The sequence below is a fragment of the Burkholderia sp. PAMC 26561 genome, assembly GCF_001557535.2.
In the GTDB taxonomy this organism is placed as follows: domain Bacteria; phylum Pseudomonadota; class Gammaproteobacteria; order Burkholderiales; family Burkholderiaceae; genus Caballeronia.
The window spans coordinates 544,218-566,080 of record NZ_CP014310.1; the positions used below are offsets into that span (position 1 = coordinate 544,218).

The window sequence follows — 21,863 nt, forward strand, 5'->3', positions numbered from 1 at the left end:
CGCAGCTTGTGGCGGTTTGGATCCTGCTCCTGCAAGCCGACTCCGAAGGGCCTTCTTCATCTTTGGTAAAGCACCGCAAACATCGGTCAGTTGAAGCTCGCGTTCTTGGCACATCCCACGCCAAATTCAAAAGAGGAAAAAATTTGTCCGCGTTGCCCGTCGCTGTAACTTTCTTCGACGCAATTGCGAACTACTAGTACAACGTCCACATCCGGAGTGCCACCATGTTCCACCGCTTTCTTGCTACCGCTGCCCTAATCGTCGCACTGCCTGTCGCTGCGCAGGCAGCCGCGGCCGATCCGCTAGTCGTCGTGGAGTTGTTCACGTCGCAAGGCTGCTCGTCTTGCCCGCCAGCGGACGCCTATCTTAGCGATCTTTCCCACAATCGTCCCGACGTCTTGCCTTTGGCTTTCCATGTAACGTACTGGAACAACCTCGGCTGGAAAGACCCTTTCTCTTTCGATGCCGCTACGCAACGGCAAGCGACATACGCTGCCCGGTTTGGCGACGGATCGTACACGCCCGAAATGGTCGTCGACGGTCGACGCGGGTTGGTTGGTTCCGACCGTAGTTCGGCAGAAGCCGCCATCGCTGCCGCAAAGCAAGTGGGTGGGACGAGTGCTGCGGTAAGCGCGACGCCGGCCGGCACGGGTATCTCGATCAATGTGGGCGCCGGTAGCGGCCATGCGCGCGTCATGCTGGTGGGCTACGACGCCGAGCATTCCACTCCGGTTGGTCGCGGCGAAAACAATGGCCGTGTGCTCACGGAGTCGAACATCGTCCGCTCGATCCAGACTGTAGGTCTTTGGACCGGCGCTCCGCTCTCGCTCAACGCGGCGATACCGGCCGGCGAGAAGGCAGCAGTGATTCTCGAGGCACCCGATGGCAGTATCGTCGGCGCGGCACGAGTCGGTACGCCTTCCTGAAGCGCCTGGCGAAAAGTGACGTAATTCCCAACCTTCGGTATCACCTTTCCTACGGATCAGCCATGACCTTCGTCGCAGTCTTGCGAGCGCTTTTCATCAGCGCGGCTTACCTCGCTGCTACTGCAACGCAGGCCAACGCGGCGGCGTCCGACTGGGTCGGGGACCAGCGAGGGGAGGTACGACTGGTGACGGCGGCGGAAAGCGTCAATGGCAATCCGATCGAAGCCGGGCTCGAGTTTCGATATCCTCCGGGGTGGCACGGATACTGGCGTACGCCGGGCGACGCGGGGATCGCGCCCATATTCGATTGGTCGAAATCGATGAATGTACGCGACCCTTCAGTGTCCTGGCCGGCGCCTTCCCGTCTAGTTGTCTCGGGTCTGCAAAACAGCGTTTATCAAGGGCGTTTCATTCTTCCCGTCGGGCTCAAGCTTATCGATCAGCACGCGAAAGCGCGTATTGCTGTGTCGATCGACTACGCCGCTTGCGCGAATATCTGTGTTCCCAAGCACGCCGATCTATCTCTGGATCTGCCAACCGGTTCCGGGGAAGCCTCGCCCCAAGCGGCTGCAATCGCCGCTGCGAAAGCGACCGTACCCAGCCCACTCGCGAACTCCGGCATCCAGGTCACCCGCAGCGAAACCGAGGGGACGGGCGCGCGTAAGCGGCTTCTTATCACGCTGCGAAGCACGTCAGAGCCGTTAAGATCGCCTGACCTGTTCATAGAGGGAGCCGGCGAGGGACTTCCGGCCGCTCCTCACGTTCGACTATCGGACGGCGGTCGGATTGCCACGCTGGTCGCCTCAATTCCGTCCGGAAGCTCGTCAACCAATAGAAAGTCGCTTGTGCTGACCGTTGTAGACGGCGCGCGCGCGGTGGAATTCGCGGGCCCCGAATCCGGGGTGGCATCCTCAGCCCACGCCGATAGCAGCATCCTTGTCATCATCGCTACAGCGTTGCTTGGGGGGCTGATCCTGAACCTCATGCCGTGCGTGCTGCCGATTCTGTCGATCAAGCTCTTTGCCCTGGCCCGATACGCAGGCGAAGAGCGCCGAGCCGCCCGGCGAGGCGCCCTCGCGACCGCTTTGGGCATCGTGTCGTCGTTCCTGTTGCTCGCGACCGTGCTTTCAGTGCTGAAGCTGTCGGGAACATCGCTCGGTTGGGGGATCCAGTTCCAGCAACCTTGGTTCCTTGCTTCAATGGCTGTTGTTATTACGCTCTTTGCCGCGAGCTTTTTCGAATGGCTGCCCATTCAGCTTCCGCAGATATTTGCCGGCGCGTTTGGCGCATCGGCGCGAGGACCGCTCGCCGAAGCGTTCCTCGGCGGTGCCTTGGCGACCTTGCTTGCCACGCCTTGTTCGGCACCGTTTGTTGGCACAGCGGTGGGTTTCGCGCTCGCCCGGAATCCCGCCGAGATCCTCGTAGTGTTCGCAAGCCTTGGAGTGGGGATGGCGTTGCCGTTTCTTGCCGTAGCCGCAATGCCTGCCCTGGTCGCCTGGTTGCCGCACCCGGGCGCCTGGATGGTGCGCTTGCGCCAAGGTCTCGGCCTCCTATTGCTCGGAACGGCACTATGGCTTCTCTTCACGCTGTGGCAAGTCGCGGGTCCCGCTGTCACGAGCGCTGTCGCTGCATTGCTTGTGTGCACGCTTGCATTTCGCGCGCTGGTGACCTATCGCCATGCGAGTATCGGGTTCCGGTGGTCCGGAATCTCTACGGTCGGACTCGCTTCGTTGACCATTGCCGTAGCGGCCACTTTTGCCTCGACGGTGGGCGTTCCGGCTATCAAGGGAGCCGATGGCTGGCAGTCTTTCGATCCAGTGGCCATCGAGGCGCTTGTCGCGGACGGCAAAACGGTGTTCGTCGACGTAAGCGCGAGTTGGTGCCTCACTTGCAAGGTGAACGAGCTGACGGTCTTGCAGACTGGAAAAGTACAGCGGCGCCTGGCTCAGAGCGATACCGTGCGGATGAGAGCCGACTGGAGTCGTCCGGATCCCACAATAGCCGCATACATTCAGCACTTTGGTCGTTTTGGGATTCCGCTCGATGTCGTGTATGGCCCGCGAATGCCCGCTGGTAAGCTGTTGCCGGAGACTCTCGGAACGGCAGCAGTCATACGCGCGCTCGACGCTGCTGGGTCAGAAGAGGTTTCTGCGGGAAAACCCGGCTCGTGAACGACCGCTGGTGTGAAGTAGGAGCGAGCGCATAGGCGCGGGCAGATAAGTCTGACGACAAGCATAGTAGCCACGACTTCGCCGCGGATATCCCTTTTCAGCAATCTCGCGGCAACTACTGACAATTTTTGCTCGCTGCTGGGAAGTCGAAAATTGAATGTTTTTCGATTTGTATTTTTCTTTGGGTTGGTAAGTGTCTATTGCTAATAGCCTCTTGGCCGCGGTGATCCGACTTCATATTTTCACTGATCCTCCTTGGATAGGCTCACTGATCGGTGGAGGCGATTTGGCTTACCAAACTGAGACTCTGCGGCCGAGCAGGATTCCCGGGACGGCCGGGAACGGGATTTCATGAACGTACCAAACGGCCCAGGACAGCAAGGCCATTTCAACGCAATAGAACGAGTAAATTACGGCGGCCTGCACCCCGCTCAAAAGCCCGATCGCGACACCTTCCCGTATGGGGCGAGTTGTGACCATATCTTCCATTGCCCAAAACATGGCGACGAAGGGCGGAACGGACAATGCAGTGATGCTCAGCATGCAGGTACGTCAAGTCGCGCCGAGTATCGATGTCAAGTGAAGCTCTAACGGCGCCTCGATTTGTAATGAATATGGCGATTAGCCAGACCAGCGCAATGGAAGAAATAAGAGGAACCCATGCCATTTTCGTGCGGGCGCCAGGACGCGCAGTTGCAACATGAGCAGCAGCGCCGACTGACCATCGAAAGTGGAAATATTACCTTTATCCAGAAGATAGGACGTTTCACAAGATGGGCATGTCACTATGAATGCAATAAACAACGATTAACGGCATTGTGCTGCGTGCGAGTCCGATGGCTATCGTTAGCGCAAACCGATGATCGACCGAGTGCCGACCCACCCGCGCGTCTCCGCGCGCCAGCATTGTCAACAGTGACTTGTTCTCATGGCGTTCCTTTAATGATCGACGATCGCGCGACCAGTGAGGTTCATCGGTCCACCTGGCTGTATTCACGGCGAACACCGCCCGGTGCACGCCCGGCTGCAAGCTGGGCAATTTATTTCTCAAGAGGTGTAACCAGGGCACAGCCGCCAACGAATTTTTGTTCTCAGGCTTCGTTGAATAATTTAAAAGTGCGGAAGGAATCATGAAAACGACTATGGGAAAGGCCGCGTTGGTAGGATATGTATGCCTCGCGCTGGCGAACCTAGCTACTGCAGCGGAGGTGCCCTACACCAAAGCCCGTTTCGATAAACAGGTGGCGAACGGTCAGGCGACGGTGGTGTACCTGCACGCAACCTGGTGTCCAACCTGCAAGATCCAGCAGCCGATCGTGGACCGGCTGTCTTCGGATGCTGAATTCAAATCGTTGACCGTGTTGGAGGCGGACTACGACACCGAAACGGCGTTGAAGAAGAGCTTGCGAATCACCCAGCAGTCCACCTTCGTTGTGTTCAAAGGAGGTCACGAGGTCACCCGGTCTACGGGCGAGACCAGTGAAGCGGCCATCCGTAAGACCTTCGAAACAGGGCTGTGATGGAATTCGGCCCTGGCACCTATGCGCTGAGTTTCGTGGCCGGGGCGGCATCGGTGTTGTCGCCGTGCGTGCTGCCGCTGATCCCCATCCTAGTCGCGTCCGCGTTGTCGAAGCATCGTCTGGGTGCTGTCGCGTTGGCTGCAGGGCTTGGCGTGGCGTTCGCAGCGGTCGGTACGGTCCTTGCCAATCTCGGCGCCAGTACCGGCTTTGACCCGGAGTTGATTCGCCGGGCTGCGGCCACGCTGATGGTCGCTTTCGGGCTGATCATGTTGTCCGCGCGTCTGTCAGCTTGGTTCGCGGTAATAGGTTCGCAGATAAGCAACGCGGGCAGTGGCGTACTAAACACGCTCAGCGGCGACGGTCTTGCGTCGCAGTTTGCTATCGGGCTGGTGCTTGGATTTGTGTGGAGCCCCTGCGTGGGACCGACGCTGGGCGCTGCGACCACGCTTGCCGCTCAAGGCAGACACCTCGGGCAAATCGCTCTGCTGATGATGGTGTTCGGCCTAGGGGCAGGTGCGCCGTTGCTGCTGCTTGGCGCTGCATCGCGGACGTCGTGGCTCCGATCCCATAGGGCCCTTGGTTTATTGGGAAGGGCTTCCAAGATCGCGCTCGGCGTGGCATTTGTCGCGCTGGGGCTCGTCGTGCTGTTCGGATATGACCGGAACATAGAGTCGGCGCTTCTTTCTGTTTCGCCGATGTGGCTGACCCGGCTGACAACATCGATATAAACCCAGTTCAATACTTCGCGCTGGTCAAGTGAGCGCAATAATTTCTATTCCTTCTAATTCGTAATCCTGATTATTGATTAACTGAGTGGAGTCGAGCGGTCGTGATCCAAGACAATTTCAAATTCCTAACCGGTCTCACCGCTGCAACGCGCGCGTTGTGCATGCCCTGGTTGATGTTGATCGCCAGGGCGTGGTTCGCGCAGATTCTCTCTGTCCACCAAATCATGGCGATGGCTGAAAGCGCTCATCCGAGCGTTCTCCATGTTCCGTCCTCAGTCGACGTGGCATTTCACATGATCGTGCCGCTATTGCTGTTCGCCGGGTTTTTGTCGCGACCCATTGCACTGATGCTCATTTCGCAGACTTTGGGAGGCTCCTCGATGATCTCAGGGGCAATCGGCGTGAAGCTCGCGTTGCTGATGTGGTTGGTCGTAAGCGGGCCGGACGTTTTCTCGCTCGATCATCTTTTAAAGCGCGGCATGAGCGTTTTCCCATCGCGGCTGATGCGCGCTGGCGACCGGTTTTACGACGTCCTGAAGCGAAAAGGAACGCCGCTGGCGTTGCTGGCGATTCGAGTCGCGCTTGCACTTGCCATCGTCCGCCAATCTTCGCCCGTTGTACAACACGCCGGCCTCATGATGTTGGGCGTACCCGCTGGCACGCTAGTTCAGCCCGCCTGGTTGGCGGTCACCGTCGCCTTACTGCTCGTGCTTGGCGCATGTACGCGATTGTCGGCGCTAATCCTTGCGCTGGAAATATCGACCGCCGCAGTCGCCATGTCGATGGACGATCGGCTCGCGGTCCTGCTGCTTGTGCTCCTGATCGTGGTCGCGGGAGGAGGGCTCTTTACAGTCGATCGTTTGATTAGCCTCGCTCTTTCGTCTGTTGCTAGACGAAAGAGCGAGCCGGAATGCCGCTTGCCGCACGTAGTGGTCGTAGGTGGCGGCTTTGGTGGCGTGGAGACTGTGCGAGGCCTGAGCGGCCTGCCTTGCCGCATCACGCTTATTGATCAGCGCAACCACCATCTGTTCCAGCCGTTGCTCTATCAGGTCGCCACGGCCGCGCTGTCGCCAGCCGATATCGCGACGCCAATCCGCGAGCTGTTTCGCGCGCAACGCAATGTGCGCGTGCAGCTCGCGCAAGTTACAGGGGTCGATACCGCCAAACGCGAGGTATTGACCGCGAGCCGAAGCGTTTCGTTCGATTATCTCGTGCTCGCGACCGGCGCACGTCATGGTTATTTTGGGAAGGACGCCTGGGCGCAGTTCGCGCCCGGGCTAAAAACTATCGACGACGCGGTTTCCATTCGCAGCCGCCTGTTACGAGCCTTCGAAGAAGCTGAAAACGCCGTCGATGACACCGTGCGCAATGCCTGGATGACGTTCGTCATCGTAGGCGGTGGCCCGACAGGCATCGAGATGGCGGGAGCGATCCGCGAGCTCGCGCACCACGGCATGAGCGACGAGTATCGCGTCATTGATCCGTCGACCGCTCGCGTGATCTTGTTGCAGTCGGCTGACCGGATATTGCCCGCGTTCAGTGCCGCTTCGTCGGCCGCGGCGCAGCGCTCGCTCTCATCGCTGGGCGTGGAGGTCCGGCTGCGCTCCAAAGTGCTTTCTGTTGACACCGACGGCGTAGGCATACACGGCGAGCACATCCCGGCGCGTACGGTGTTATGGGCGGCCGGCGTAGAGGCTTCCGCTGCCGCGCAGTGGCTTGGGCAGGAGGCTGACTCGTCGGGGCGGCTGGCAGTATCTGCGGATCTTTCTGTCGCGGGACTCGACGGCGTGTTTGCGCTCGGCGACACGGCCTTGTCACTTGGATGGAACGGCGCGACCGTTCCCGGTCTCGCGTCTGCGGCGAAGCAGCAGGGACGCTATGCCGCCCGCGTGATCGGCTTGCGCTTGCGCGGCAGGCCAGCACCCCCGCCATTCCAGTATCGGCACTCGGGAAGCCTCGCGACAATCGGCCGACAGGCAGCGGTCGCGGACTTCGGCCGCGTGCGGCTGTGGGGTGCGCCGGCTTGGTGGTTCTGGGGCGCGGCACACATTGTTTTTCTGGCTGGCAGCCGCAATCGCCTGACTGTGCTGTTCAACTGGTTGTGGGCATATCTAACTTATAAGCGCACCACGAGACTTATTATTGACGAGTAAATTTGTTGCACTCGACTATTGCCGACGTAAGAGACCACGTTTTTCATCGTTATCGAGCATGACGAACCCGACGTGACGTCCATCACGTGAACCTGCGCTGGGCTGGCGTAGAATGGCTCGTCCTACCGATACAAGCCGCAGGATGACGCGTGGTCCTCACGGCCGCTATATTGACGCGAGGTAGTCGAACAGGATTAGTTCTCCGTGGGTAGTTCCAGCACACAACGGCGCCGTGGATCACAAGTAAAAAGATTCACCAGGCTCAGATGGTTCTGCAATATCAGAATTGTCCCTGAACCGTTCTCTGTGTCGAGATCAGTCTTTAGCATTGATTTGTAGGCAAATGACGGCGTATAGATCGATCCTCTTGTCCTCCGACCTATCGACGCCCGTTCATTCTGATGCAGTCTTCCATCATGATGAAGATCTGTGTGCGCTGCCGGTTGTAAAAGATCTCAATCTAATCCGCGATTCCTTCGGCGGCTTGGTCGCGAACTTGCGAAATAGGCAAAGTTCGTTTTTCAGCAAGCCCCAGCACAATTCGATAGGTGCATCGTCGAAACAGTTTCCACGTTTGCTTATAGATGCCTGCATGTCGAACTGTTTGAGGAGCTTCTTATACGCGTGGGCGCAATATTTGGCTGCCACGGTTCGTGTATTGTATTGGACCCGGTGGCGGTCGGTGCGATGCGATAGCTCGAAAATAAGGCTTGCATGGCCAGCTGTTTTGTCATGCGCTCGCTCACAGTAATTCCTCATCGAAATCGACAATCGACGCGCCGCTTCGGAAACGCTTACGCCGCCAGTCATTGCTAGCTTTACCGCTTTGTCACGAAATTCCTTCGTGTATTCGGCCTTCGGGGTTCGATTCATCAGTGCCGCCAATCCTCAATTCTACGGAATGTTAGCGTCCACTTTTTTAACGGATCTCAACTCTCGAGGGCGTTGTGATTGGTTAAGGGCTAAGCGCGTCCAAATGCGCGTACCCATACCAAGCGAAGGCGGCGTGCTCGATCATCGAACAGATAAGACGCGCCCAAAGTTAGGAAGCCAGAAACGATACCTGTCAGGATGTGCTCCACTGACGCAATATGGTAGTGGCTCGTGTGAGAGTAGGCGTCACCTAATATCGTAAGCAAACCGACGATCGTCGCGTTGCCATATCGATTCCGAAACATTCTGCTCGCAGGCGTAAATGTCAGAAGTAAGGCCAGCAAGCCGGTCAGTAAGCCTGTGTGGACCGCAATGGTCCAATGAGCAAGGCTAACGGCATTGCCCCAGCTCCCAGGCATACACGTCATACACGCGCTTGTCGGCTGGCAGAACCGGCGCAGAAAGATCTTCAGACGGCTCTTCCACTCGCTTGACATGTTCAATGCTCTCGTTGTCGCCAAAACAAATAAGAGCCTATGGCGTCTGTTAGACCTTGATCGCTACAAGCTCGCTCATCTCAACCAGTGGACTCGTCTGTTCGCAAACTCCGGCTCAGGAGCCGCCAAACCAGTTATAGCCCTGATCGACCCAGTAGCCGCCCGGAAACTCGTTCGTCACGAAGATCTCCATGATGTGCTTCGGGTTTTTGTAGCCCAGCTTTGTAGGCATCCGCAGCTTCATCGGATAACCGTATTTGGCCGGCAGACGCTGGCCGTCATAGGTAAAGGTCAGCAGCGTTTGCGGATGCAGGGCAGTCGGCATGTCGATGCTTTCGTAGTAGTCGTCGGCGCATTTGAAGCCAATATATTTAGCCGATGTATCCGCACCCACGCGCTTCAGAAATTCGGAGAACGGTGTGCCGCCCCATCGCCCGATCGCGCTCCAGCCCTCCACGCAGATATGCCGCGTGATCTGCTCTGCTTTTGGAAGCGCGTACAGGTCGGACAAGGTCCACACGCTCTTGTTCTGAACCAGGCCGCTCACTTTTAGGCGGAAGCTGTCGCCGTTGACTTCGGGCGCCTGGTCGACGTCGTAGAACGCATTGAACGGAAACGGACGCGTGATCTGCGCTTCGGTGTAAGTGGGCGCGAGACGGTTGGGATCGAAGAGCCAGCCCTGCACGGTGTCGTTCATCCGCGATACGCGCGTGAGGAAGTTATCGACGGATTTATCGTCGACGAGCGTGCAGCCGGTCATCATTGCGAGGCCGCCGAGTGTCAGGATGCGCTGGCCGAACAAGCGGCGCGAAGGCATGTCGAGCTGGCGACGCACGTCGATGATCAGCGACTCGCGATCAAGGTCCAGCCGCAGCTTTTTAACAGGTTTGAGCGGGTTCATGCGAGTGCTTCCATTTGGATATTATCGGCCGCGAATCATGGTCAAGAGCGAACGCGGCACGAGCGTGACCATCACTAGGTGCACCACGATGAAAGCCGCGATAAGAGACATTGCGCTGAAGTGCACGACGCGCGCAAAGTCGTAGCCGCCGAACAAGTCGCGCAGGACATGAAACTGCACGGATTTCCAGATCGCGAGGCCGGACAAAATCAGCACGGTGATGTCGAGCATGACGAACAAATAAGCAAACTTCTGCACCGCGTTGTACTTGCTCGGATCGGCGTGCGACAGATGCCCTTTCAACGCCTCGCCGAGATCGCGCAATACTGCGAGTGGCGATAGCGGAAAGAACTTCGTCCTGATGCGGCCGGTGGCGATGTTCATGCCAAGGTAAAAAAGGCCGTTGAAGAACAGCAGCCACATGGCCGCGAAATGCCATTGCAACGCGCCGCCCAACCAGCCGCCCAATGTGATCTTGGTCGGGATCATAAAGCCTTTGATCACCGGCGAAGCGTCATAAATCCGCCATCCGGACATCAGCATGAGTACGACTGCCAGCGCGTTGAGCCAGTGCGTGAGGCGCACCCAGACTGGCTGGATTGTTTGAACGGGGTGAGAAACGGTTGTTGTGCTCATATGAACCTCGTGAACTTCAGTCTTAAGATTCTTTGCTACCCATGCAGCCTGCTTCACCGCCATTTCGGAGATGGCGCAGTCTGCGCGTGTACAACGAAGCCATCGCGCATTTCGGTTTCACTTCAGGCGGTTGGTCGCCTAAGATTTGCGCACGGCCATTGACCAATTTGACTCGACCGGTCCAGCGCTGCACCATGCATCAATCATGCAGCGTCGCCTCCTATTTATCGCCGCCTCTGATATCACTCTACAGCCGTGCCTTACAAGTGCCAACGTGGGCAACCGCATTTTCCGCGCAGAGGCGCTTTCATTTCAGTGTTTCTCCCGCGGTGAAGGGAGTGATGCGCTCGACTGCGCACGCAATTTCTGCCAACCCGAAAACACTTGGGACGTGCGGGCCATATGCTCGGTCCGTCGGTGCCAACCGCTACTGGCGGTCAGCTCCGGCCGTGTCAAATCCATGAGCGCTCGAGGGATGGGGCGCGCAGCAGACACTGCACGTGTCGGGCGCTTGCAGCATTCGCCGTCGCTTGAACGCAGGACACGACAGGCCCGCATTCAATATGAGCAATGATACGCGCATGAGGTCCCTAGATCAGTAGAATATAGGCGCAGTAGCAAGCGAGCATGCTGGGAACGGCCCGACAAGGAGAAGTCTGGCCGTTCCCACGCGTTCACGCTGCCGCTTGAAGCAGCGTGCACTTAATTGGCCATTGCGCCCGAAGCGTCGTGAGCCATGCCGTCCTTCATCTTATCCTCGTGTTTCATGCCCTTCTTCATTTCGTCTTTCTTCATTGAATCGTGGCTCATGCCATCTTTCGACGTGGAATCCTTGGCCATTGAATCGTGACTCATGGCATCGCTGGACATCGCGCTGCTTGCTTGGGCAAATGCCGAACCGCCACACACGAGAAAGCCGGCTGCTACTGCTGCGAGAGCGAATTTTTTCATTTGGAACTCCATTTAGGTAAAGTGACTACCGGTCAGGCCGGCGGTTTATAAGCTCAAGGCTGTATCGATAATCGCCTTGCAACGATTATTTCGTCGCGAAGGTCCGGATGGTTACACAGGCACAAAATTATTTTTCAAGGATCCTAGCTTGTATTGTGGGAAAGGAGCAGAGCGTGTCGGTTCGCGGCTCGCAATCGGGCTTGAGGCGGGGAGGCCACGTATAATTGGAGAATCGGCGGAAGTGCCCTACACCAACGAGCGGCCAGAGGATCGACGATGCTAAGGGTAGATCCGGATAGCCGTTCTGGATCATATAAAAGATCAGCGGGAAGCGACCTGCAAACCGCTGACGCCATGCTTGTCCATGGTGCTTTTCACGAAACCTAAGGCCTTCATTTCTTCGAGGAAATCAGCCAAATACCATTGTCCAAGGAGCGTTCGTCGAGCAAGCGGAGATTCGGCATATTGGGGGCGTTGGTTTCCAGCTGTTCCTTTCCTCTATGGCCAAATCTTGATACCCGCGCTTAAGCCGACTCCGCAAAGAAACCCAGATATTGAAACGACTCGGCATTCAGCGAGGTGCAAAACACGCTTGACGCTCCGATAGACGTCAGCGTCTCCACCGTCTCCTGACGATTCGACGCCACTTTCCAGTCGGGTACATAGCCAGTTGTATCACCCGTCTCCCGCGCAAGCTTCAGTGCAGCAACCGACTGCGCGCGCGGCGGCGAATAGATCGTCAACCCTTCGTTGGCGAGCGCTGCGGTATCGATTCCCAGATGCGCGCAGGCAAGCGCCTTCGTGCCGGTGTCGCCGGCATCGGCCATGCGCGATTTGTCGATGAGAGCCGCCGTCTGCACATCCACTATCCTGTGCGCGCGCATGAGAATCGGCTTGTCCGGCGCCCACGCTTCCGGCGGACAAGCCTTCTGTTGCGTATTCAATTCAATAAACGGATTCACCTCGGCCGGATAAATACGGCAGACGGTCGGCCGTTCTTCGTACACGCCGCAACTCAGATTCGGCAGCAAATGCGGGCAAGCACCTTCGAATGCGGCCGCGATGACAACCACTATGCGAGCCGGCAATGCGCCGCTCGATGCCACAAACGACCTGCGGCGTTTGTGTTGCGCGAGCAGGTTGTCTTCGGCGGGTTCCTCGTGCCACGGAACCGCTTCGCACAGGAACTGGACGTCGCCACCACGTTCAAGCCAGAGCAGCGCCTCGCTGACACTTAGCGGCAGCTTAAGATCGTGACAGCATTTGCCGCACATGGTGCATTCGAAGTTTAGATCCATTTGCGCTCTGCTTTCGGAAGTCATCTGTAAAATGATTGTCAGGCTGCCCCGTGTCCGTCAAAGGGCGCGACTTACTAGTTCGATCAGGCGAGGTCAACGGTTACAGCAACGCGAAAAATTTTCGTGCGAACCGACTCCATTCTTTTCAAGGAGCGTTGCACGGGAGCAATTGCGCGGCGCATCAGAGTGATGCCAAATAAATATGCTGCGACTGTAACCAGCTTCACGGACATGACGAACTAAGGTCAGATCCACCACAGATGCAAATCCAACTGACCAGGTACGGAGGGGTACACGTGTTCAAGAAACTGACAATGGCGACCGGTGTTGTGACACTCGTCGCCGCGTGCGGCGGCGGTAATGATTCCGCGCCTACCGTGTCGCAGCTTTTCGCACAGACAAACGATTCCACGAATGCGGTTGTGCATTTCATCCGCAACGCCGATGGCACATTGGCGAAACAACCGGCCGTGCTCACCGGAGGCAAAGGAACGAACGGCGTCAACTATTTCATGGGGAACATCGTGGCGCCCGATGCGTTGACGAGTAACCATAGCGTCATTACCAGCACCGACGGCTCGCAGCTTTTCGTTGCCAACGCCGGCGACAATACCGTGAGCACATTTTCCATCGACAAGACGTCGGGCACGCTCACGCTTCTCGCCGTATCGCCGACAGGCGGCACCCGACCGACGTCCCTCGCACTTGCAAACAATGTGCTTTACGTGACGCATCAGCAAGGCGTGAATGAGCTGGGCGCGTATCGTGTTGGGTCGGATGGCAAACTGACATCCATTGGAACCTATCCCGTTGTCCAGCAAGATGCCCTTCCAACTGAAGTCAGCGTCAGCCCCGACGGCAAGTTCGTTGTTGTGAACGGCTTTCTGAAAACACTGACGCCGGTTCAGCCTGCCAATGCGCTGCTGGCTTATCCAATCAACGCCGACGGAACACTGGGACAGGTGGTGAGTTCAACCTCGGTAGGTGTAGGGCCGTTCGGAGGGATTTTTGGTCATGGCGCACAGGCAGGCGTGTACGCGACGACCGACGCCCCGGGCGGCACGGCCAGTTCGTATTCATTCGCAAGCAGCGGCAGCTTTACACCGCTAAGCGGGCCTGTCGCGGTGACAGGGCAGGCAGCGCCTTGCTGGATTGCAATAACGCCTGACAACAAGTTCGTCTACGTGAGCAGCGGCAGCGGAGCGGTCTCGTTGTTTTCACTTGACAGCAACGGCAAGCTCTCGTTGGCCAACGCATCGGCGGCGAGCGAACCGGCGGCGTTATCGACTACATCCAGCTTTGCGAACGATTCGTGGGTCAGTCCGGACGGCAAGTTTCTTTATCAGGACTTCGCCGGCGACGACAAGATCGTCGCGTATTCCATTGGCGTGAACGGGACACTGACCAAGCTTGGTGAGCAACCGGCGAACACCCAATCGAAGATCAGTTTGCAGGGCCTGACCGGCACCTGAGTCATCCTTGGCATGGCGGCACGATTCAGGCCGCCATGCATTTGACGACCACCGTTGCGCGATGCTTGCATCTGCGGCGGGAGCGTCGCCTCAGCCACCGCCTAACGCCCGGATCAAGTTCAACGTTGCTACCGCCTGCACGCCGGAGTGCTGATTGGGGCAGCAGGCCGCCATCGACACCAGCAGGACGATGCGGCACAATCCGCTCGTCTTGATTCGGCAAAACAATCGGCCCATGGTCCGGCGCGACTCCGCTCAGCGGCCGGGTCCATGGCGCGAGAAACCAGAAAAACTGCAGTAGTATTGCCGCGACGACCCATGTCCATCCCGGAGCGGGGGACCGTTGAGACTTGTCGCCGCCCGCCGCATTTCTATCTCAAGCGCGCTGTAACCTTATTCCGCGATGAAGCGAATAACACAGAACAGTGCCTTGTCCAGTGTCGAAGAGCGGCTCCGGGCGCTATTCGTACGCGGCCTAGATGGCGACGCGAAAGCATATCGTGCGTTTCTCGAAGACCTCACCAGGCACCTGCGTGGGTTTTTGCGAAAACGCATCTATTACCTGCAGGATGACATCGAGGATGTCGTGCAGGAGATCCTGCTGGCCGTGCATAACAGCCGCCATACGTATCGTTCGGACGACCCACTGACGGCGTGGGTGCACGCCATCGCGCGCTACAAGCTGATGGATCTTTTCCGTGCGCGGTCGCGGCGTGAAGCACTGAACGACCCGCTGGACGAGAAACTCGATATTTTTGCGACTTCGGATGAAGAGCCCGCCGACGCCAAGCGTGATATTGGCAAGCTGCTCAAGCAATTACCCGACCGTCATCGGTTGCCGATTGTGCACGTGAAGCTGCAGGGACTCTCCGTGACGGAGGCGGCCGAGCTGACAGGCATGTCTGAATCGGCTGTCAAAGTTGGCATCCACCGTGGACTGAAAGCGCTCGCAGCAAAGGTCAGAGGCACCGCATGAAAACAGAGGACCTTATTTCGCTTCTCTCAACGGGCGTCGCGCCCGTTGACACCGGCATGTCTCGCCGCCGCTTCGCACGCGCGCTGCTGCTTGGCGGCATTGGCGCATTCGTGCTGATGCTGTCCGTCTATGGCCTGCGTCCGGACCTCTCCGCGGTATTGCGCACGCCGCTGTTCTGGGCGCGCTTTGCGTTTCCCGCGACGCTGGCGGCGAGCGCCCTTTTCCTCGCCGCCCGGCTATCGCGGCCGGGTACGACGGTCGGCGCATTCTGGGCAATACCCGCCGTACCCATTCTCGTGGTATGGAGCGCGGCGGTAGCGGTCTTGTGTCTCGCCTCGCCCGAAGCCCGCGTCCCGCTCGTGATTGGCCACACATGGCGCTCCTGCCCGTTCAATATCGTGCTGCTGTCCGTGCCGGCGTTTGTTGCCGTGTTCTGGGCCATTCGCGGACTTGCGCCAACCCGCCTGCGCCTCGCGGGCGCTGCTGGCGGCATGCTTGCCGGGACCATGGCTACCATGGCGTACTGCCTGCATTGTCCAGAGATGAGTGTCGCATTCTGGGCCATCTGGTACCTGCTCGGCATGGCGCTCGCCACGTTGATCGGTGCGGCGCTTGGCCCCCGTTTCTTGCGATGGTAGTACGCGTCATTCCTTCATAAAAATTCGCACACGCGCGTAACCCTCGCGCTGGCGGAACCGAATAGAAATCATGCGCACAGCGCGTGACGTCGCCTTCGATCAGGCGGCGCTATCAGTTTCCATCAGTGGAGTGGCCATGAAAACCCGCGAGTTCGTGTCGATGCTTGCCACCGGCATCTTCCCGACCCCTCCCCATGTTGTCGCGCTGCGCTTTTCGGCAGCACTTTTCCTCGGACTGACCGGGGCCGCCTGCATGGTCGTAGCCCTTTATGGCGTTCGCGGCGACATGCCGCAAATGCTCGTCACGCCGCTTTTCTGGATCAAGGTCGCGTTCCCACTTGCGGTTGTGGGCGCTTCGCTTTCGATCGTGATGCGTGTCTCCCGACCTGGTGCCGACGCTACGATGGCTTGGATCGCACTCGCCATTCCGCTCGCGCTGGTCTGGGCGGTGGCGCTGGTCGTGATCGTCGCGGCACCTGCGACGCTGCGTCTCCAGCTTGTGCTCGGCAACACGTGGCAGGTCTGCACGATGAACATCGCGGTCTTGTCGGTGCCGACGTTTATTGCCGTCTTCTGGGCCATGAAGGGGCTTGCCCCCACGCAGCCGGTCATCGCCGGAGCGGCTGCCGGGTTGCTGAGCGGCGCGCAGGCAGTGCTGGTCTACATGCTGTATTGCGTGGAGATGACCGTGCCGTTCTGGGGCGTCTGGTACGTGCTTGGCATGCTGGTGCCGACCGTTGTTGGCGCCGTTCTGGGGCCGCGCCTGCTGCGCTGGTAGATTGCGGCATGTGACGGACTAACGTCCAGGTGCCCCTGATCTAGCCGTTCGAGTTGATCGACCCGCACTGGCGGCACGACCCATGCAAAGCAAAGTCCTAGGATTGCATAAGCAGCCGCAAGCCCGAGCCCTACGTGAATGGATTCCAACAGTGCGCCGCGCGCCGAACTCATCATGGCGTCGCCCGCGTGGCCGTCCACGATCAAACGGCCGATCAACGTGGCTTTGCTCCACGTGACCAACTAGCAGTTCGGGACTCGCGAATGACTTGAACCATTGTGTCGCCTGATAGGAATCGAGCGAACGATGCACGCCGCTTGCATAGAGACGGTTGCAGCGCGCTGGTCATCGCGGAGCCGAACATGCACAGGGATTGAAGCAGCGCGGTCGCGGAGTCATGGTGATCGTGTTCGACAAGTTGCATCGAGACAACCAGACCCCGTCCGATGAATCCCATTCACGCCATTCAGACCGAATGCGGCACGGTCTCCGTGATCGCCACGACACTCACCGCGCGCGCGTGAAAAGTCCGAAGTAGGACGTACATCAATACATCACTTCGTTTGTTGTTGGAAGCCGTTAAAAAACTTAGATGCTTTCTGCCAGGGCTACGTAACACGTCGTTGTCCAACCCACGGAAATTGTCGCCGAGCAAGTTCGTCGAATTCTTGATTCAACACCGCTATGTGCACTTGCACGACGCTGTATGCTCCCATTCGACTCCAGCGCATATGCTAGTTTTTAGCATCAGAAAGCAGGCACGCGCTAGTTTGTGCGCGACCGCTTTGGTCGCGACGTTTGCATTCCGTTTGGCCTTCTTACACTGGTAAAACTTGCGCGCCAACTCGCAAAATCGGAGCGCGAAATTGGATGCCTCAATGTACGCCCACGCCAGATAGCGGTTGCCATTCTTGGTGTTGCCTTCGCCTTTTTTCTTGCCGTTCGAGAGGTGGGTACTGCTGACACAGCCGCAATAGGAGGCATAGTTCCCGATGTCGGCAAAGCGTCCGACATCGCCCGTCTCCAGCAGGATGACGGTGGCCAGCGTTGAGCCGATGCCGGGCACGGTGCGAATCTCTTCAGGTCCGAGCGTTTCAGGCGAGCGCCGGAAGTGCCCGGCAAAACTCGAAACCTGCTGCAGATAAATTTCTATGTGTTCTCGGCAAGATTGCGGATCTGCATGTCGTGCAACATGCGTTGGCGGAGCGGTGTCATGATGAAACTCCTGGGAAGAGTAACGGAACGCCCTGTCGGTCACATCCATGCTGCTCCCTTGCGCCGGGCAGCGATCTTGGCGTCCCCCACATCCCGTCGCTACCTGTCACGACACAACGTAAGCCACTGGCCTCCGATTACCTCGCACTACCTCAGCGGTTTAGAACAAAAAATTCTATCGATAGATCGGGTTTATGGAAGGTCGCTGTTGATGGAGCGCATCTAAGCGGCTACTTATAAGGTTTTATCTGCTGTCGCGGCCTGGCCAACAGATCCAATATTCGCAGTACTTTACTTTTTTATTTCGTATATTTGAGGAGAGTTTATATGCCAACATACTCTCGCGTTAAACCGGGCTACTTGCTTGGCTGAACAATGGTTCAGCAAGGCCAGCTGGACGAGCAGGCGAATGCATACGTCGCTTACCTGATCGAGCGGGGCTATGTCCGAGAAGCTGTAGAACAGCTTTTACAGGAGCGTTGCATACTTCGTTTAGTGGCGCTTGCCACTGGACGTCGCACTTTGTATAAATTTCCCAATTTTTCGGTAGCGTCAAACAACGAACGGCTGGCACTCGATTGTGGGGTAGCTTAAGTCGAACATATCGAGCGCAGCGCCGAGACCACAGCGTTCGGTGCACAGCGACTTCGGTAGTCAATGTCGATATGGGAGAAGACGATGCGCCTGTCTTTCGTAATAACGAACGTCGCTGGAACCGGCAACTCCCAGCCGTCCTCGCCATTAATGTCTGGTAACACCTTGCCGATCGAGCGCAGGGTTTGGCGTAATTCTTCCGGGAGTGAGTAGACGAGCCCGAAGGAACGCGCCACGTCATTGCCTGCGTCGCTCAGAACGGCAAAATCAAGCGCATTGCGTTCGGCAGTTGACATTGAGCCGTCGGGCAACTGGGGCGAGATCGCGACCAGGCTGGCGCCCAGTCCGGCAAGCTGCGGCAGCAGCCGCTGGAATGCTCTGAGCTGAATATTGCAATAAGGGCACCAGCCGCCCCTGTAGAACACGACAACAGCGGGTCCCTCGCGAAGTACGTCCGAAAGTGAAAACATTTGGCCAGCAACGCCGGGCAATACAAAGTCAGGTGCATGCTGTCCGACAGCCAGCACGTTGGCAATTGGGAAAGTTGCTTGCAACTCCTCAACCTTTGCGTCATAGAGCGCGACCCGTTCAGCCGGTGCCGTGCGTTCGTATTCAGTGCGAAAAGCTGCGAGTTCCTGCTTGAGTTCCATAATGCAATTCCTGTGTGTATCGTCGGTTGTTGTGCCGAAACGCCCCGTCTCGATGATCGTCCCGCGGCTCGCTCGCAGTGTCACCATCAATTAAAAGGCCGTTCTGTCCCATTTCGAGAGGAAGAATGTCCTTTTCGACTTCCGGACGGTAGACCGGTCGCGGAGATATGATTCATTCCCTGGAGGAATGACGCAATGGATAGATTGACCGCAATGGAAACCTTTGTCAGCGTGATCGAAGCCGGCTCGTTTTCTGGCGCCGCGCGCCGGTTAAAGGTGGGGCAGCCGGCTGTATCGAAGTCAATTGCGCAGCTTGAGGAAAGGCTTGGCGTGCGTTTGCTGCTGCGCTCAACACGCGGCCTTACGCCTACCGATACCGGCAAGCAATTCTACGAACGTTCGAAACGCGCTATCGAGGAAGCGGATGAAGCAGAGCTAGTCGCGCGCGGCGCCGGTGCGAGTCTCTCCGGACGCTTGCGGGTATGCGCTCCGGTGACTTTTGCGCGTCTGCGCATTGTTCCTGCGATGAAGCTCTTTCTGGCCGCGCATCCGGAGCTGACCATCGAAGTCGTGCTCGACGACCGTCATATCGATTTGCTCGAAGAGGGCATTGATGTCGCGTTGCGCATGGGGGTCCTTCTTGACTCGGGCATGACTGCGCGCAAGATCGGGCAAGCCCGGCGGCTCGTGGTTGGGACCCCCGCCTATTTTAGATCGGCTGGAACCCCCGATGTGCCTGCCGACCTGATCGGGCATCAGGCGATTGTCTACGGGCAGTCTGGCGGCGTTGCTGCATGGACGTTCAAACGGGGCAGCTCGGAAACCGCGGTGGCGGTATCTGGCCGGATGAGCGTAACGGCCGCCGAAGGCGTCCGCGCGGCCGTGCTCGCAGACATAGGGATCGCGATAGTATCCGAATGGATGTTTGCACCGGAGCTTGCGGTCGGCGCGGTGGACGCGGTACTAACCGACTGGACCTTGCCGCCCGTCGATCTGTGGGCCGTGTTTCCGACCGGCCGGATGGCCAGCGCGAAGGCGCGCGCGTTTGTCACGTTCGTCGAGGCGACCCTGGGATTCGCAACCGTATCCACCTAAAAAGGCCGAGCGCTCCACAACGCCACGCAGCAAGGGGCTGGACCGGTCCGCGATACGACCACAGCGTCCCTCGCGTTGCCTATGCAACTGCCCGTCGCAACGCGGGCAGCATGTCTGACGGTTCCGGTCGACGGGTGTAGTCGGGATTGACTTCCGAATACAGGATCGTGCCGTCTTGCCCGATCACGTAGCGCGCGGGTATCGGTAGCGTCCAACTCGGGTCGTCGTTGAAAGCAGGCAAGTCGTTCTTTAGATTCTTGTACAGCGCGACGAGATAATCCGGCAGCGCGAAGCGCAAGCCAAATGCGGCGGCGACATCGTTGCGCGCATCACTCAGGATGGGAAAGCTGAGTTTGTTCTGCCGAACGGACTTGCGACTGTTCACCGGGTTCTGCGGCGAAATCGCGACCAGGCGCGCGCCCCCGGCTTCAAATTTCGGCAGAGTTTCCTCCAACGCCTGTAATTCCATGTTGCAGTATGGGCACCAGACTCCGCGATAGAAGGTGATAATAAGCGGCCCATTCTTGAGTAGTTCTATCGAAGATACCGGTGTGCCGTCTGGATCGGCTAAGGTGAACGCAGGTGCGCTGGCGCCGGCTTTCAGCGCGCGTTCCGCTTGTCCCGATGCAATCAGTTCGGCCGTGGCGCGCTCCATCACTGGATGGATCTCAGGCGGTGCAAAATAAGGGGCCTTACCCACCTTGAAGTCTCTCTTGAAGGCATCGAGTTTGTCTTGCAGTGACATGACGAGTGCTCCTTGAACAATAGATAAAAGAACTTAGGCGGCTTCAGAGACCGGTTTGGTCCATTCGTTGCCTTTCATGAAAATGTCGAGCGGGGTGTGCGCCAAATGGTTGGTGTAATTGCTCATCACCTTGGCAGCGACGCCCAGCACGACTTCGAGAACGTTCTGACGCGTATAGCCGGCAGCAAGGAAGGCGACAATGTCCACTTCCGGTACAAAGCCGCGATCGCGGACGACAAGGGTGGTAAAGCGATGCAATGCTTCGAGTTTTGCGTTGGGGAGTGGTACGCCGGCACGCAACGCTTCGATCACGGCGGGATCCATCTTGATCATCCCGGCAAGCGTCGTGTGGCCCGCCATGCAGTAGTGACAGTTGTTTTCAAAATTTGAGCTCATATAGACTACCTGCTGCTCGTGCGAGCTCAGCGTGCTTTTGGAAAAGAGATCCCAGAGCGCCGAGTAGCCGGTTAGCAATTCAGGTGACTCGGCCATATTTGCTTGCAGGTTCGGGACGAAGCCGAACGTGGATTTGACGGCCGCCAGCGTTGCCTTCGATGCTTCCGGTGCTGTATCTGCGGTGAAGTGAGTCATGGGATTTATCCGTTTCGGTGAGCGCCGGGCGGTGCGTGGCGTAAACTATGTTCGCGCAGTCGCCATGCACGCAGTAGTGCGCAACAGCAAATAACACCTATTCCGCCAAGGCATACCGAGACCCAGAACCGCCGGGATTTGTTGCATTAAGGCTGTGATGTGATACGTGGCAAGGCAAACGATTTCTTGCGAAAGTACGTCAACTTGAAAAGAGGGCGGAAGTCTTCCTATCGAGCGGTGGACAGGACCGGTCAAACGCTTTCTTTTTTAAGCGATATATCGAGCCGAGGCTGCCGCGCAGCGGTACCTGGAAAATCAATTGATCAGAACGGAGACAATAGGTATTACTCGCCAAAGCGTCTTTGGTCGTCTCGCCATCGCATGATTAACTAGGAAGAGCGAGCCGATCAAATCTACGACCTGAATCCAAAGACATCTCAATTAGTCTTCCAGAC

General features: G+C 57.9%; 19 protein-coding genes and 3 pseudogenes. 10 read left to right on the forward strand and 12 right to left on the reverse strand.

Going from position 1 to position 21,863, the window contains the following annotated elements:
- The first annotated feature begins 224 nt into the window (after window positions 1-224).
- Both AXG89_RS33190 and AXG89_RS33195 read left to right on the forward strand, forming a co-directional pair.
- Window positions 225-926: a DUF1223 domain-containing protein gene (locus tag AXG89_RS33190; protein WP_062174838.1), complete on the forward strand. Its 702-nt coding sequence runs from the start codon at window positions 225-227 to the stop codon at window positions 924-926.
- 62 nt (window positions 927-988) lie between these two features.
- A complete protein-coding gene (locus AXG89_RS33195; RefSeq protein ID WP_062174839.1) occupies window positions 989-3,097 on the forward strand; it encodes a protein-disulfide reductase DsbD family protein in 2,109 nt (702 codons plus the stop codon).
- 291 nt (window positions 3,098-3,388) lie between these two features.
- On the opposite strand, the gene AXG89_RS33200 is transcribed toward AXG89_RS33195, so the two are convergent.
- The gene (locus AXG89_RS33200) at window positions 3,389-3,640 is read right to left on the reverse strand and encodes an NrsF family protein (protein ID WP_062174840.1); all 252 of its coding nucleotides are present in this window, start codon (window positions 3,638-3,640) and stop codon (window positions 3,389-3,391) included.
- 587 nt (window positions 3,641-4,227) lie between these two features.
- Between AXG89_RS33200 and AXG89_RS33205 the strand changes: the two genes are divergently transcribed.
- The 3 genes from AXG89_RS33205 (at window position 4,228) to AXG89_RS33215 (ending at window position 7,498) form a co-directional block, all read left to right on the forward strand.
- Complete coding sequence (locus tag AXG89_RS33205) at window positions 4,228-4,617, forward strand: thioredoxin family protein (protein ID WP_082771716.1); 390 nt, start codon at window positions 4,228-4,230, stop codon at window positions 4,615-4,617.
- Window positions 4,617-5,345, forward strand: a complete 729-nt coding sequence (locus AXG89_RS33210; protein WP_062174841.1) for a cytochrome c biogenesis CcdA family protein — start codon at window positions 4,617-4,619, stop codon at window positions 5,343-5,345. Before AXG89_RS33205 ends, AXG89_RS33210 begins: the two co-directional genes overlap by 1 nt.
- A gap of 101 nt (window positions 5,346-5,446) precedes the next feature.
- Window positions 5,447-7,498: an NAD(P)/FAD-dependent oxidoreductase gene (locus AXG89_RS33215; protein ID WP_236873582.1), complete on the forward strand. Its 2,052-nt coding sequence runs from the start codon at window positions 5,447-5,449 to the stop codon at window positions 7,496-7,498.
- A gap of 427 nt (window positions 7,499-7,925) precedes the next feature.
- On the opposite strand, the pseudogene AXG89_RS43875 reads toward AXG89_RS33215, so the two are convergent.
- The 7 genes and pseudogenes from AXG89_RS43875 to AXG89_RS33245 form a co-directional block, all read right to left on the reverse strand.
- Window positions 7,926-8,253, reverse strand: a pseudogene (locus AXG89_RS43875) (IS3-like element ISBvi4 family transposase); the annotation flags it as partial.
- A gap of 46 nt (window positions 8,254-8,299) precedes the next feature.
- A pseudogene (locus AXG89_RS45135) lies at window positions 8,300-8,371 on the reverse strand (hypothetical protein); the annotation flags it as partial.
- 89 nt (window positions 8,372-8,460) lie between these two features.
- Window positions 8,461-8,868, reverse strand: a complete 408-nt coding sequence (locus AXG89_RS43880; protein ID WP_062174843.1) for a hypothetical protein — start codon at window positions 8,866-8,868, stop codon at window positions 8,461-8,463.
- Between the two features lie 115 nt (window positions 8,869-8,983).
- Window positions 8,984-9,769 carry a molybdopterin-dependent oxidoreductase gene (locus tag AXG89_RS33230; RefSeq protein WP_062174844.1) on the reverse strand — a complete coding sequence of 262 codons (786 nt, stop codon included), beginning with the start codon at window positions 9,767-9,769 and terminating at the stop codon, window positions 8,984-8,986.
- 21 nt (window positions 9,770-9,790) lie between these two features.
- Complete coding sequence (locus tag AXG89_RS33235; RefSeq protein WP_062174845.1) at window positions 9,791-10,405, reverse strand: cytochrome b/b6 domain-containing protein; 615 nt, start codon at window positions 10,403-10,405, stop codon at window positions 9,791-9,793.
- A gap of 702 nt (window positions 10,406-11,107) precedes the next feature.
- Window positions 11,108-11,356 (reverse strand): pentapeptide MXKDX repeat protein, encoded by a 249-nt coding sequence (locus tag AXG89_RS33240; RefSeq protein WP_062003949.1) that lies wholly within the window; start codon window positions 11,354-11,356, stop codon window positions 11,108-11,110.
- A 524-nt stretch (window positions 11,357-11,880) separates the two neighbouring features.
- Window positions 11,881-12,654 carry a YkgJ family cysteine cluster protein gene (locus tag AXG89_RS33245; protein ID WP_062174846.1) on the reverse strand — a complete coding sequence of 258 codons (774 nt, stop codon included), beginning with the start codon at window positions 12,652-12,654 and terminating at the stop codon, window positions 11,881-11,883.
- A gap of 296 nt (window positions 12,655-12,950) precedes the next feature.
- Here AXG89_RS33245 and AXG89_RS33250 point away from each other — a divergent pair, with 296 nt between their 5' ends.
- From AXG89_RS33250 to AXG89_RS33265, 4 genes are all read left to right on the forward strand, one after another.
- Window positions 12,951-14,126 (forward strand): lactonase family protein, encoded by a 1,176-nt coding sequence (locus tag AXG89_RS33250; RefSeq protein WP_062174847.1) that lies wholly within the window; start codon window positions 12,951-12,953, stop codon window positions 14,124-14,126.
- A gap of 403 nt (window positions 14,127-14,529) precedes the next feature.
- Window positions 14,530-15,102, forward strand: a complete 573-nt coding sequence (locus AXG89_RS33255; RefSeq protein ID WP_082771717.1) for a sigma-70 family RNA polymerase sigma factor — start codon at window positions 14,530-14,532, stop codon at window positions 15,100-15,102.
- Window positions 15,099-15,740 carry a DUF1109 domain-containing protein gene (locus AXG89_RS33260; protein WP_062174849.1) on the forward strand — a complete coding sequence of 214 codons (642 nt, stop codon included), beginning with the start codon at window positions 15,099-15,101 and terminating at the stop codon, window positions 15,738-15,740. The genes AXG89_RS33255 and AXG89_RS33260 overlap by 4 nt, the downstream gene beginning before the upstream one ends.
- A 136-nt stretch (window positions 15,741-15,876) precedes the next feature.
- The gene (locus AXG89_RS33265) at window positions 15,877-16,518 is read left to right on the forward strand and encodes a DUF1109 domain-containing protein (protein ID WP_062174916.1); all 642 of its coding nucleotides are present in this window, start codon (window positions 15,877-15,879) and stop codon (window positions 16,516-16,518) included.
- A 682-nt stretch (window positions 16,519-17,200) separates the two neighbouring features.
- Here AXG89_RS33265 and AXG89_RS45140 read toward each other — a convergent pair.
- Window positions 17,201-17,593 (reverse strand): annotated as a pseudogene (locus AXG89_RS45140) (transposase); the annotation flags it as partial.
- Window positions 17,594-18,323: 730 nt separating this feature from the next.
- Window positions 18,324-18,977, reverse strand: coding sequence for a peroxiredoxin-like family protein (locus tag AXG89_RS33280; RefSeq protein ID WP_062174851.1), 654 nt, complete (start codon window positions 18,975-18,977; stop codon window positions 18,324-18,326).
- 195 nt (window positions 18,978-19,172) lie between these two features.
- On the opposite strand from AXG89_RS33280, the gene AXG89_RS33285 reads away from it, so the two are divergent.
- Window positions 19,173-20,072, forward strand: a complete 900-nt coding sequence (locus AXG89_RS33285) for a LysR family transcriptional regulator (protein WP_062003972.1) — start codon at window positions 19,173-19,175, stop codon at window positions 20,070-20,072.
- 79 nt (window positions 20,073-20,151) lie between these two features.
- Here the strand turns inward: AXG89_RS33285 and AXG89_RS33290 are convergent, their stop codons facing one another.
- Window positions 20,152-20,817, reverse strand: a complete 666-nt coding sequence (locus tag AXG89_RS33290) for a peroxiredoxin-like family protein (protein ID WP_062174852.1) — start codon at window positions 20,815-20,817, stop codon at window positions 20,152-20,154.
- A 33-nt stretch (window positions 20,818-20,850) separates the two neighbouring features.
- Window positions 20,851-21,408, reverse strand: a complete 558-nt coding sequence (locus tag AXG89_RS33295; RefSeq protein ID WP_062174853.1) for a carboxymuconolactone decarboxylase family protein — start codon at window positions 21,406-21,408, stop codon at window positions 20,851-20,853.
- Window positions 21,409-21,863 lie beyond the last annotated feature (455 nt).